Genomic DNA, 13,425 nt, shown 5'->3' on the forward strand with positions numbered 1-13,425 from the left:
AGCGCCTTCTTGTCGGAGTCGGAGGTGAGCTCTTCATAGGCGGTGAAATATTCGTCGACTTCCCGATGGTCCGCTACCAACAGGTCTATGGCGTTTTGCGGCGCGCCCTTCGGCGCGGGCTTCGATTTGGACACCGCCGCGCGGGCGGCGGTCTTCTTCGCCTTGGTTTTTGCCGTTGTGGCCATTGGATCGCCCCTATGTTGCAGTGGCGCCTTAACCCTGGGGAATCGATCCGGTTCCACTGTCATAAAGGCGACAATGCTCAATAAATTGAGCTGCTTACTGCAAAGGTTAACTGCGCGGCCGCGCCAATTCTCTCGCCGTGAACTCAAGAAACATTTGCCGACGGTCTTCGGGACTCAGCTGCGGCGGGACGACCGAACATGATCTCCGCCCATCGGGACGTGGAGCGCTTTTGGCGCTTGCTGCGCCCGCCCGAAAAGCCGGGGGCGCAAAGCGCCGCGAGCGCCTTAGACGCCCCGCTCCAGAGCGGGGCGTCCCTGGTCGGGCTTGAACGCGGGGTCGGTTACGCAATAATCCCGCGACCGTCCGTTATCGACGCGCCCAGCGCGAGCGTTCGATCTCAATCTCGTCGTCGGCGTAGGGCGACGCGGATTCGTCGAAATGAGACCAGCCGCCCTGGCGATAAGCAGCCCCGCGGGCTGCTACGTCGACGTAGCCGACGTTGCTGACGGCGTCTTCCGCCAGCGCCAGCTTGTCCTCGGCGACCTTCGCGCTGACGAGCGTGCCACCGCGACGAACCCCTTCGGCGTAAACCTCCGCCTCTTCGCGGCTCACGCCGGCGTTCGTCAGCGCGCCGACGATACCGCCGGCCGCGCCGACCACCGCGCCGCCGACGACGGCGCCGACAGCGGTCGACGCCAGCCAGCCCGCCGCGACCACGGGGCCGAGACCCGGAATGGCCAACAGGCCCAACCCGGCCAGCACGCCGCCTGCCGCCCCGACGACGCCGCCGATCGCGGCGCCCGCGCCGGCGTCCTTGGCGGCGGCTTCGCCGGCCGTGTTGTCGTGCGGCTCGCGGACATGGGCGCGGGCGTGCTTCTTATCGGACTTGTGCGAGACGATGCTGATGTCGCCGTGGGGAACGCCGACGCGCTCAAGTTCAATGACGGCGTGTTCAGCATCGGCGAAGCTATCGAATAGACGGGTGATGATTTGGCTCATGGGATATTCCTTATGCCAGCGGATGCCGACGGACTTGGGGGAAAGCGACTACTGTGCGGCGACGTTGCCTTTGTAGTCGAGCGCGACATTCACAGTCTGGCCGTCACGGGTCGCGTGCGCCTGCCAAAGGCCGTCAGCGTCGAGCGTGAGGTCGGTGACGTTGGCGTAGCCGGCCTTACGGATGCGGCCTCTCGCCTGCGCCTTGGTGAAGGAGTTGTGCCCTTTGGCCAGGGGCGCTTGCGTCATGTCCTTGGGGGATTTGATCGCCGGGTTCTGCGTGGCGTGCGGATCGGCCATGGGCCCCGCCTGGTCCTGCGCGGAAGCGAGGCCGGCCACGCCGAGCGTCAATGCGGTCGAGATCGCGAGCGTTGTGAGACGTTTCATGAAGGGTGCCCTCTTAGCGTTGGCATCCAAACAGCTGATCTCTCGGGAAGTTCCGCTCAACAGCGACGGAGAGGACTGTCGGATACGACATGGTCAATATAGACGGGATGGCGCCGGAGTAGTGGCGATGCGCCCACACTGAGCCGCTGAAGCTTAGCCTTGTGGAGCTGATTTAGATGTTTGCGCGCCGGGGATTGATCTCTTCGGGGATCAATCTCATGGGGGAAACGGCCGAGGGCGGTCGTGGCGATCCGGGCGGCGCAGGGGCCGATCCAGGTGATTTTCACCACCGCATCGCCAGATGCCTACGCCGCTTGCAGCTATCCTGTTCTGGTCCTTAGCAAACCGGTGGGCCACGCGTCCATCTGCGCCGCCTTCAGCGCCTGGCGCTGATCCGGTCCTACGCGTCCAGTTAAAGTTCGGGCGAACCCGAGACTCCACCGGCTGGACCCGGTGATCGGTTGATCCCTATGGACCTACGGCCGGCGCGCCGGCGCCGTTCGCGAGAGGCCGATCCACTGCGAGGTTGAGGCGTTATGGCAACCTGAGGCCCCGTTTGGGATTAGGGGCTAAGCGTGAAACCCGCGCCTGTCTTTTGGAGGACGCATGGACAACCCCGCTGACGATCGCGACCCCGAGACGATCTCCACGGGGAGCCCGGGGCTCGATAATATCCTGGGCGGCGGCCTCGATCCTGAGCGCATGTATCTCTATGAGGGGCGACCGGGGTCGGGAAAAACCACCCTGGCGCTCCAGTTCCTGCTGGAAGGGGCCGCCAAGGGCGAGCCGACGCTCTACATCGCGCTGTCGGAAACCGAACGCGAACTGACCTTGGTCGCCAAGCGACACGGCTGGTCGCTAAACGGCGTCACCGTCTTCGAGCTCGTGCCGCCGGAGACCGTCCTGGATCCGGGCCAGGAGTTGACGCTGCTGCAGCCCGCGGACATGGAGCTGAATGAGACCACCCAGCTGATCTTCGACACGGTCGAGAAGCTCAATCCCACTCGCGTGGTGATCGATAGCCTGTCGGAGCTGCGCCTATTGGCGCAGAGCCCGCTGCGATATCGCCGTCAGATTCTTGCCCTGAAGCACTTCTTCTCAGGCCGCAACACCACTGTCATTCTGCTGGACGACCTGTCGGCTCAACACAACGATCTTCAATTGCACTCGATCGCCCATGGGGTGGTTCTGCTCGAACAACTGGCGATCGACTATGGCGCCGCCCGCCGGCGTCTGCGCGTAGTCAAGATGCGTGGGATCGATTTTAAAGGCGGCTTTCACGACTTCACCATCGCGCGCGGCGGTCTCAAAATCTTTCCTCGCCTGATCGCGGCCGAACACCACAAGGATTTCGAGGGCGATCTCGTGCCCAGCGGCAATTGCGAACTCGACACCTTGTTGGGCGGCGGCCTCGAGCGGGGCACCAATGCGCTCCTGATCGGCGCAGCGGGCGTCGGCAAGTCCTCCCTCGCCCTGACCTACGCCATAGCAGCCGCCGGCCGGGGCGAGCGCACCTTCATCTTCGCCTTCGACGAAGGACGCGGCACCATGGGCGCACGGGCGCGGACGCTTGGGTTGCCTTTGCAAGCGGCGATGGAGAAGGGGCTGATCACCGTCGAGCAGGTTGATCCGGCCGAGCTATCTCCGGGAGAGTTCACCGACCGGGTGCGCAACGCAGTGGAGGTCGAGGACGCGCGCATCGTCATCATCGACAGCCTCAATGGCTATCTGAACGCGATGCCGGACGAGCGCTTCCTGGTTCTGCAGATGCACGAGCTTCTGAGCTATCTCAGTCAGCTCGGGGTGATGACGATCCTGGTCCTCGCACAGCATGGTCTGGTCGGCCCCATGGAGACGCCGCTGGACATCAGTTACCTGGCGGACGCCGTCGTCATGCTGCGCTATTTCGAGTACGACGGCACGGTCAGACGCGCGCTTTCCGTGGTCAAAAAGCGCAGCGGCAAGCATGAACACACAATTCGCGAGTTCAGCTTGAGCGGTCATGGCGTCGGGGTAGGGCCGCCGCTTAAGGGCTTCAGCGGCATTTTCAGCGGCACGCCCACCTATCACGGCGAGGCCAAACCCCTGCTGCCGACCGAGGCGGTCAATGCCGACTGAGGCGGCGCCCGGTGCCGTCCTGATCCTGGCGCCGGTCGGTCGGGACGCCTCGGCCAGCGCGCGCCTGATCGAGCAGGCAGGGTTTGCGACGCGGGTTTGCGCGGATCTGGCGTCGTTGCTCGCCGCGCTCGACGATGACCTGGTCGCGGTCGTCGTGGCGGAAGAAGCGCTCTATGGCCGGTCGCTGGAAGCCCTCGCGGCCTGGGTAGAGGCCCAGGCCCCATGGTCGGACCAGCCATTTCTGATTTTGACCAATCGTAACGAGGGGCCCAAGTTCACCGCCTTCCGCAGGCAACTGGTGGACCGACTGCAAAACGTCTCGTTCCTGGAGCGGCCGCTGCAAGCCATCACCCTTCAGGTTGCTGTCAAGGCCGCAGGCCGCGCGCGACGCCGCCAATATCAAGCGCGCAGTTATCTCGAGGCGCAGCGTGGCGCCGCCGCCGAACTCGAGCGGCTGGTGGGCGAGCGCACAGGTGATTTGCAGCGAGCCAACGATCAGCTTTCCGAAGAAAGCCTGCGTCGGGAGCGGGCTCAATCGGCGCTGTTGCAAGCGCAAAAGATCGAAACCATGGGGCAGTTAGTCGGCGGCGTCGCCCATGATTTCAACAATCTCCTGATGGCGGTTATCGGCAACCTCGATCTTCTCAGTAAAAAGATAGGGCCAGACCCACGCACCGCCAGGTTGCTGCACGGTGCGATGGAAGGCGCACGCCGGGGCGCAACGCTGACGCAGCGGCTGCTGGCCTTCGCCCGAAAGCAGGAATTGCAGGCCCGCCCGACCGACGTTTTCGCTTTGATCGAAGATATGCAGAGCCTGATCGAGCGGTCCATCGGCCCGCTCGTCCAGGTCGAAGTGTCCGCGCCCCCCGACCTGCCGGCGGTGACCGTCGATCCGAACCAGTTGGAAATGGCGCTCTTGAACCTGGCGGTGAACGCGCGCGACGCCATGCCCTCCGGCGGCATGCTGCAGATCGGATTGGCGGACGCCGAGCTTGAGGACGCGTCGGCGCTTCGCCTGCCCGCGGGCCGCTATGTCAAGCTATGGGTCCGAGACACGGGGATGGGCATGAACGCCGAGACCTTGGGCAAGGCGATCGAGCCCTTCTTCTCCACGAAAGGTGTGGGCAAGGGGACGGGCCTCGGCCTGTCCATGGTTCACGGCCTGGCGGACCAGACGGGTGGGGCGTTCCGTCTGACGAGCGTGGAGGGGGAAGGGACAACGGCGACGCTCTGGCTGCCGGTGGCCAGCCAGACGCCAGCCGCCAGGACGGCCGCCGTCGCCCGGCGGGACGACGCCGCGCCAGCGACTATCTTGCTCGTCGACGACGACCCTCTGATCGCGGCGAGCACGGTCGCGCTCCTGGAAGATCTCGGCCACGACGTCGTTGAGGTGAATTCAGGCGCCGATGCGCTGGGCGCCCTCGAAAACGGCCTGCGGCCCGATCTGATCATCACCGACCATGCGATGCCCGGCATGACCGGCATGGAGCTCGCCGTGACCGTGCGCGTCCGCACGCCTGATATGCCGATCCTGTTGGCCACCGGCTATGCGGAGCTCGATATGGCGGAAGCGATCGATCTGCCTCGGCTTGCAAAACCCTACACGCAAGATCAGTTATCCGCTCAGATCAGTCGGCTACTGCCGCCGCGAACTACAGGACAGTAGGTGCCGCGCGCAGACCGGCGAGGCGTGCGGTAGAGGGTCTGACTACATAACGAGCGCGGCCTCATCCGATGGGAGCGAGCTTCAGATGTGCAACGAAACCGCCCAGCGCGAAGCGTTCGAGACCACGCTGGGCTAGCAATTCCTCACATCGCGCAAGCCGATTGAGAGCCGAAAAATAAAGCCACGCCGGGCTTTGTCAGCGCAAATTGACGACCGATAGGGGAGGGGGCTAAGGCCGAGCCCCATGGCCAAGCTTAAGCCCCCGCCCAATCCGTTTCGTTGGTTCGACAGCTCGCCGGAAGTGATCCGGTTGGTGGTGCTGATGTACGTGCGCTACCCGCTGTCGCTGAGAAACGTCGAAGATCTTTTGCATGAGCGCGGGATCGACATTTGCTACGAGACAGTACGCAAGTGGGTGGATCGCTTCGGCCCGATGTTCGCGTCAGAGATTCGCAAACGACGGGTCGAGGCCATGCGCCAGCACACGCACTGGAAATGGCATCTCGACGAGGTCTACGTGAAGATCAACGGCGAGATGCACTATCTCTGGCGGGCGGTGGATCACGAGGGTGAAGTGCTCGAGTCCTTTGCGACCAAGGATCGGGACAAGGCCGCTGCGCTGAAGTTCATGAAGAAGATCATGAAGCGGCACGGCTGCGCCAAGACCATCACCACCGACGGCTTACGGTCCTATCGAGCCGCTATGAAGGAGCTGAGCATTGAAGATCGTCAGGAGGTAGGCCGGTGGGCCAACAACAGGGCGGAGAACTCCCACCAGCCTTTTCGACGACGAGAGCGGGCGATGCTGAGGTTTAGGAGGATGAAGACACTCCAGCAGTTCGCCTCGGTCCATGCATCCTTCCACAACCACTTCAACCAGGAGCGCCACCTCGTCAGCTGACAGACCTACAAAGATCGACGCTCAGCCGCGCTGGCTGAGTGGCGGCAGGTCGCTGGGTAGAGCTAGCTCGGGTTTGGGCGAGCTGCGCCCGAGTGGAAGACAAGTTCGCGTTGGAGTGACAGCACCCATGCACCTGTTCGCAGACGACCAAAGCACCAATACGGCTACAAATACACAGCACGGCTGCGAGGGCGAAGAATGACGAGAGGGTAGGTCTCGTCAGATCGGTCATCACCGGGACCGCAGCTTGCGGCTTCGCCGAAGCATGGCGCCCGGCGTGACAGACTGGCTGGGACTTACGACCTTGGTCGAGGATGGCGGCCCGGCGATCTGCTGCCATCCTCTTCGGAGCGGGTGCGAAAATGACACCCGGCTAAGGCCAAGGGGAGATGATACGGCGCCATGCTTAACCGGGCTTGTACTCCAGCTGGTCTCGCGTACCGGCGCTTTCTGCTGTCGGGCGCCGCGCTCACGTTCGGCTTCGTCGCGACGGCGGCGCGTGCGCAGCAAGCGCCTTCCGGCGCCCAAGACCCTTCCGCCTCGGCAGCGCAAGCGACTGCGGGCGGCCTGCCTCTCCCCGTCCAGTCGGCCGACCCCGCTGCGCCCGCTCAACTCGTTGCTCCCCGCGCCAAATCGGATCAATCGTCGGCCGCCTCTGTCCAGGAGGTGGTGGTCACCGGGACGCGGATCACCTCCAGCGGCTTCAGGGCGCCGACGCCGACCCAGGTGCTGGGCGCCGCGGAGATCGCCAAGAACGCCGAGCCGAACATTTTCACCACCATCGCCGAGCTTCCCTCCCTCCAGGGCTCGACCGGCGTCACCACGGGCACCAACAGCACCTCGAGCGGCTTGCAGGGGCTGAGTTCCTTCTCTCTGCACGGCCTCGGCACGATCCGCACCCTAACCCTGCTCGACGGCCAGCGCGTCGTGGGCGCCAATGTGACCGGGGTCGCCGATATCAGCGAATTCCCCCAGTTGCTCATCCAGAGGGTGGACGTGGTCACCGGGGGCGCTTCGGCTTCCTATGGCTCGGACGCGGTCGGCGGCGTCGTCAACTTCATCACCAACAAACGTTTCGAGGGCTTCAAGGCCAACGTCGAAGGGGGAATCACCACCTACGGCGATGACGGCCAGGCGCTGCTTCAGGTGGCCGCTGGCAAGGCCTTCCTGGACAATCGCCTGCATGTCGAGGGTAGCATCGAATACGATCACGAGGCCGGCGTGCCGGCGGGCGGATTCGGCGAACAGGCGCCCAACGGTCGCGACTGGTATTCGACCGCTACGTTGATCAACCGCGGCGTCACCAACGACGGTTCGCCCCAGTACCTCTACGCTCTGCACGCCCAGGCTTATCAGTACACCAAGTATGGGTTGATCACCGCCGGCCCGCTCCAAGGGACCGCCTTCAACGCCGCCGGCCAGCCCTTCGCGTTCCAGTATGGGTCCAACGGCGTTCCCGCCCGCAACGCTTCGGGGGCGGTGAGCGGCTGCTACACGGGTTTCTGCGAAGGCGGCGACCTGTCGGGCAACGTCGGTATCGGCACCTCGCTACAGTCCGAACTCCAGCGGATCGATGGCTATACCCGCATTGGTTACGACCTGAACGCCAACAACGAAATATACGCCACCGTCAACATCGCCCAGGTCCAGACGCAGAACCAGCCGAACCCCGGGGCGGCCAAGTCCGGCCTCACCCTTCAGTGCTCCAATCCCTTCGTGCCGACATCCATCCAGCAGGCCTGTGGGACAAACGGGATCACCAGCTTCCAGTACGGTCTCAGCAACGCCATACTGCCCAATATCTCCGTTGAGCCGACGCGCATGCAGTACCGCTACGTTGTCGGCGCTGACGGTCATTTTGAAGTCTTCGGCAAGACGTGGAACTACGATGGCTATTATGAGCACGGCGAGAACTACACCGACATCGCCGTCCAGAACATGACCCTTACGCCGCGATACAATGCGGCGATCCAGGCTATCTCGCTGAATGGCCAGACTGTCTGCTCCAGCGCAGTCGCACGCGCGAGCGGGTGCGTGCCGATCAACATCATCGGCGGGGGCGCGCTCACCCCTCAGCAGCTCGCCTACATCGAGCCGGCGAACGGTCCCTTCCAGCACACCCGCCAGACCCAGGACGTTGCAAGCCTCAACTTTAGCGGGGAGCCATTCTCGCTTTGGGCGGGGCCGGTGTCGCTCGCGTTCGGCGGAGAGTATCGACGCGAATACTATCGTGTGAACGCCGACGCCTATGGCAATGGCGTCAGCGCCGTAAGTAACTACACATCGGCCTATCCGGCCGATCCGTTGCTCAGCACCGCCGGCGGGAACTGGTATGCCGGCGACTATCACGACGGCAGCGGCGCCTACGACGTCGGCGAGGCCTTCCTCGAAACCAATATCCCCTTCCTGGACACGCCGATGCTGGGAAAAGCGAACCTGAACGCGGCCGTCCGGTGGACTGACTACAGCACCTCGGGCGTCGTCTATACCTGGAAGATCGGGGGCACGTGGGATACGCCGCTGCCATGGCTGCGGTTCAGGGCGGTGACCTCGCGCGACGTGCGCGCGCCCAACCTCTCGGAATTGTTCGCCGCGCCGGTCTCGGTCAACGTGCCGAACTTCACCAATCCCTTCACCGGGACGTCGGTTAACATCTCCCAGAACACGGTCGGCAACCCGAACCTAAAGCCCGAAATCGCCCGCAACACCGAGGCCGGCGTGATCTTGTCCCGTCTGCCCTTCCTGCCGGGCTTCAGCTTCTCGCTCGACTACTATCGGATCCAGATCGACGGAGCGATCGCGACCCTGTCGGCCCAGGACCAGGTCAATTACTGCCATGCGGGCGTGACCCAGCTCTGCGGCACGTTCAACTTGAGCGATCCGACCAATACGTCAAACTACGTCAATCTTGAGCCGTTCAACCTGGCGTCGATCTTCACCGACGGGTTCGATATCGAGGCGAGCGACTCCTTCGCCCACCCCTTCGGGCTTCCGGGCCGCGTCACGACCCGCGTCCTGGCCACCAACGTCCGCAACTATATCACCAACACCGGGTTGCCTGGCGCGATCCCGATCCAGCAGGCCGGTGTGAACACCGGCAACACGCCAACCTGGAAGCTCCTGGCCGTGCAGAGCTGGGACACCGACAAATTCGGCATCAACATACAGGAGCGTTGGTTTAGCGACGGTACCTTTGGAAGTCAGTATGTCGTCTGCAATACGGGTAGCTGTCCGGTGTCCACCAATAACAACCCAACGATAAATTATAATAAAATGCCAGGCGCCTTCTATATGGACATTGGCGGAACTTACAATATCACGCGCAAGCTGGTTGCCTATGTGAAGGTTGACAACCTATTCAACAAGGACCCCGTTCCATCGCCATTTACAAACACCGGGATCGACATCAATCCGGCCCTCTACGACACCTTGGGTCGACTGTATCATTTTGGTATTCGCTACAATTTTTGAGTAACGGAGAGGTCCTTACGCCTCTTTGTGCCGGCCTCCCTGGCGTGGGATCGGGACGCCGAGGATTCGATGACGGTTCGCTGGTCGTCGCCGGTTTGGCAGCCCGCTTCGCTCCCTCTCCCGCGTGTGCGCAGGATCGGTTACGAGCGCCCCTGGACAGGAGTTGAGCGTGCTGGATCGAAGAAGTTTGCTCGCCGCGCTAGCGCTTCCGGCCTTCCGTGCGCCTGACCTCCTAGGCGCTCCGCCCGCCATCGAGCTCTTCGCGGGAACCTATAGGGTTGAGGGCGGTAGAGGACTGGCTCGGATAAGGTTCGAGCCTAAGACGGACGCAGCGACGATTTCCGGCTATCTGCCGGTCGAGGACGCATCCTACGGCGCTTCGAGCAAATCGACGGGTAAGCGCTACTTCGTGGGCGAAAGCGATCAGGGTGTCGTCGCCGCCTATGACAAGGCCTTGACGCCGCGGGGGTCCGTCTCCACCGGGGGCGCGGGTCCATGCTTCCTCGCGCTGGACGGCCGTCAGGGCGCGCTTGCGGTCGCCAACTATGGGTCGGGCAGTGTCGCGGTGATCCGGCTCGATCCCGTCGACGGCCGCCCGTTGGGAGCGGCGCAGGTCGTGGCGCACGTGGGTTCCGGGCCGGTCCGCCAGCGCCAAGCGGGGCCACATGCGCACTGGGTCGGCTTCAGTCCCGATCAGCGCTGGCTCCACGCCATCGATCTCGGGGCGGATGCGATCTTCGCGCATCGCTTCGACGCCGAGCACGTGATGATTGGGGAAGGCCAGGTCGCCTACGCCGCGCCCCCAGGGTCCGGGCCGCGGCATCTGGTCCGCCATCCCACCTTGCCGCTCGCCTATCTCGTCTCCGAACTCGCCAACACGCTGACCGTCCTCTCCACTCGCGACGATGGCCGGTTCGATCCGCTGCAAATCCTCTCCACCCTGCCGCCCGGATTTGCGGGGCGGAGCCAGGCGGCGCACATCGCCATCGACCCCGCGGGACAGCGGCTCTACGTCTCCAACCGTGGCGCGAATACGCTTGTCGTCTTCGCCTTGAACGCGGCTGGTCGGCCGACCGTGCTGCAGCAGGTCGCGTGCGGCGGAAACTGGCCCCGGTTCTTTCTTTTGCTGGAGCGGGAGAGGCGGCTGCTCGTCGCCAACGAGCGATCCGGCGAGGTGGCGATCTTCCACGTGCTCGCGGATGGGCGGCTGCAGGACAGCGGCGGCCGTATCGCGGCGCCGGGCGTCGTCTTCCTGATGCTCTAGCGACCGGCGGCGTCTGCTGACTAGCTCGACCTTGGTCGATGATGTCCGCCGGGTAAGCGCCGACTATCGTGACGCTTCGGATCGAAGAGCGAGGCCCAGCGCAGTGAGCACCGGACGGTCGTTTTGGATGGCTTTGCAAGGTCGACGGCGGCTTCTAGCCGGTGTCGCGAGCCTGGCCTGCCTCGTGGGAGTCCCAGGCGTGGCTGCGGCGGCGTCGACTTTCGCCAGCCAGCCCAATGATCCACGCGCCCTGGTGGTCAAGGCCACGGGCGACGGACGCACCGACGATAGCGCCGCGATCCAGGCGGCGCTGGATCGGGCGCAAGGCGGGGGAGAGGGTGGGGTGGTGTTCCTGCCGTCCGGCCGCTACCGGATCAGCCGCACCCTGTTTGTCTGGCCGGCGGTCCGGGTGTTCGGTGTGGGGCCGACACGGCCCGTGCTGGTGCTCGGCGAGCGCACGCCTGGGTTCCAGAACGGGGTTGCGGCCATGGTCGTCTTCGCCGGAGCCGGGCCAGGGTCGACGCGCCGGCCACCCTTTCCCGTCGCCAATAGCGTGCCGTTCAGCGATCGGATCGCCGACGCCAACCCCGGAACCTTCTATTCGGCGCTGAGCAACGTGGACCTCGAGATCGGGGAGGGGAATGCGGCGGCGGTGGGGTTGCGCTTCCACGCTGCCCAGCACGCCTTCCTGAGCCACATCGACTTCCATCTCGGCTCTGGCTTGGCCGGGATTTATCAGGCCGGCAACGAGGCGGAGGACCTGCACTTCTATGGTGGGCGCTACGGCATCCTGACCGAGAAGACCTCGCCCGCCTGGCAGTTCACCCTGATCGACTCCAGCTTCCAGGGCCAGCGCGAGGCGGCGATCCGCGAGCACGAGGCCGGGCTGACCTTGGTCAACGACCGCTTCCGCGACACCCCTGTGGGGGTGGAGATCGATGAGGGCTACGGCGACTGGCTCTGGGGAGAGCACCTGCGGTTCGACAACGTCTCTCGGGCCGGGGTGGTGATCAGCAACGAGGACAACGCCTACACCCAGGTCGGCTTCGAGGACGTGGCGGCCAGCCGCACGCCGGTGTTCGCCCGCTTTCGCGACAGCGGCAAGACCACGGCCGGTCCGGGTCCGGTCTACCGGGTCAAGAGCTTCACCCACGGCCTGACCCTTCCGGGGCTGGGCCGGATGGGCCGGTTCGAGACCCACATGGACGCCGAGCCGCTGGCGGCGGTTCCCGCCGAGCATGGACCAGCCATCCGGCCGCTGCCGCCTGTGGGGGAATGGGTGGACGTGCGCAGCCTGGGCGTGAAGGGCGACAACGCCGCCGACGACACCGCCGCCCTGCAGCGGGCGATCGATACGCACCGGGTGCTGTACTTCCCGACCGGCCGCTACAAGGTCAGCGATACGCTGCGGCTGAAGCCGGACACGGTGCTGATCGGGCTGCATCCGAGCCTGACGCAGGTCTTCCTGGCCGACGACACGGCAGGGTATGCGGGCCTGGGTGGACCCAGGGCGATGATCCAGACGGCCAAGGGCGGCTCCAACATCGTCTCGGGGCTGGGGCTGTACACCGGCGGGGTCAATCCGCGCGCCACCGCCCTGCTGTGGACCGCCGGCGCGGACTCCCTGGTCGACGACGTCAAGCTCCAAGGGGGAGGGGGGACGCTGCTAGGTGATGGCAAGCGCCTGAACGTCTTCGCCGACCAGCGCCACCGTTTAGATGGCCAGTATCCGAGCCTTTGGGTGACGGACGGCGGCGGTGGAACCTTCGCGGACATCTGGTCCCCGAACACCTACGCCCAGGCGGGCTTCTACGTGTCGAACACCTCAACCCCCGGCCACGTCTACGAATTGTCCAACGAGCATCACGTCCGCAACGAAATCGTGCTGGATCACGTCCAGAATTGGGAGTTCTTGGCGCCGCAAACCGAAGAAGAGGTGCGCGAGAGCCAGGACACGGTCTCGCTGGAGATTCGCAACTCGCGCCACATCCTGGTGGCCAACTACCACGCCTATCGGGTGACGCGGAACGTCAAGCCGGCTTTGGCGGCGGTGAAGCTGTACAATTCCTCCGACATCGAATTCCGCAACGTGCACGTGAACGCGGAGAGCGGCTACGCCACCTGCGACGCGCAGGGCTGCGCCACCTACCTGCGCGCCAGCCGCTTCCCCTACGAGAACGCTTTGGTCGACGTCACCCACGGCCTGCGGGTGCGCGAGCGCGAGTTCGGCCGCCTGGACGTGGGCGAGACCCCAGCGCCGGTCGAGCCGGCCAGCTTTGAGGGCGCGAAGGTGGAAAAGCTCCAGGACGGCTTCTACGGCCTGTCGGGGGCGGCGGTGGACGGTCAGGGGCGGCTCTACTTCGCCGACCATCACGACCAGCGCATCTATCGCTGGACGCCCGAGCGGAAGCTTGAGGTGGTGCGCGACAATGCGCT

At 64.6% G+C, this 13,425-nt stretch carries 8 protein-coding genes and 1 pseudogene; 6 read left to right on the top strand and 3 right to left on the bottom strand.

Features of this window, described 5'->3' with window-relative positions; genetic code table 11:
- From GSQ87_RS21930 to GSQ87_RS21940, 3 genes are all read right to left on the bottom strand, one after another.
- Nucleotides 1–185, bottom strand: a 185-nt coding sequence (locus GSQ87_RS21930; RefSeq protein ID WP_371416723.1) for a hypothetical protein, incomplete at its 3' end; no start/stop codon positions are given.
- Between the two features lie 367 nt (nt 186–552).
- Complete coding sequence (locus GSQ87_RS21935) at nt 553–1,185, bottom strand: hypothetical protein (RefSeq protein ID WP_158918799.1); 633 nt, start codon at nt 1,183–1,185, stop codon at nt 553–555.
- 48 nt (nt 1,186–1,233) lie between these two features.
- Nucleotides 1,234–1,569, bottom strand: a complete 336-nt coding sequence (locus tag GSQ87_RS21940; RefSeq protein WP_158918801.1) for a hypothetical protein — start codon at nt 1,567–1,569, stop codon at nt 1,234–1,236.
- 606 nt (nt 1,570–2,175) lie between these two features.
- Here GSQ87_RS21940 and GSQ87_RS21945 point away from each other — a divergent pair.
- The 6 genes and pseudogenes from GSQ87_RS21945 to GSQ87_RS21970 form a co-directional block, all read left to right on the top strand.
- Complete coding sequence (locus tag GSQ87_RS21945; RefSeq protein WP_158918803.1) at nt 2,176–3,687, top strand: ATPase domain-containing protein; 1,512 nt, start codon at nt 2,176–2,178, stop codon at nt 3,685–3,687.
- A complete protein-coding gene (locus GSQ87_RS21950) occupies nt 3,677–5,353 on the top strand; it encodes a response regulator (RefSeq protein WP_158918805.1) in 1,677 nt (558 codons plus the stop codon). Before GSQ87_RS21945 ends, GSQ87_RS21950 begins: the two co-directional genes overlap by 11 nt.
- 244 nt (nt 5,354–5,597) lie before the next feature.
- Nucleotides 5,598–6,251 (top strand): annotated as a pseudogene (locus tag GSQ87_RS21955) (IS6 family transposase); the annotation flags it as partial.
- Nucleotides 6,252–6,656: 405 nt separating this feature from the next.
- Nucleotides 6,657–9,725: a TonB-dependent siderophore receptor gene (locus GSQ87_RS21960; RefSeq protein WP_158918809.1), complete on the top strand. Its 3,069-nt coding sequence runs from the start codon at nt 6,657–6,659 to the stop codon at nt 9,723–9,725.
- Between the two features lie 169 nt (nt 9,726–9,894).
- The gene (locus GSQ87_RS21965) at nt 9,895–10,989 is read left to right on the top strand and encodes a lactonase family protein (protein ID WP_254063205.1); all 1,095 of its coding nucleotides are present in this window, start codon (nt 9,895–9,897) and stop codon (nt 10,987–10,989) included.
- A gap of 199 nt (nt 10,990–11,188) precedes the next feature.
- Nucleotides 11,189–13,425, top strand: a 2,237-nt coding sequence (locus GSQ87_RS21970; protein WP_371416724.1) for a glycosyl hydrolase family 28-related protein, incomplete at its 3' end; no start/stop codon positions are given.

The sequence above is a fragment of the Caulobacter sp. S45 genome, assembly GCF_009765965.1.
In the GTDB taxonomy this organism is placed as follows: Bacteria; Pseudomonadota; Alphaproteobacteria; order Caulobacterales; family Caulobacteraceae; genus CAHJWH01.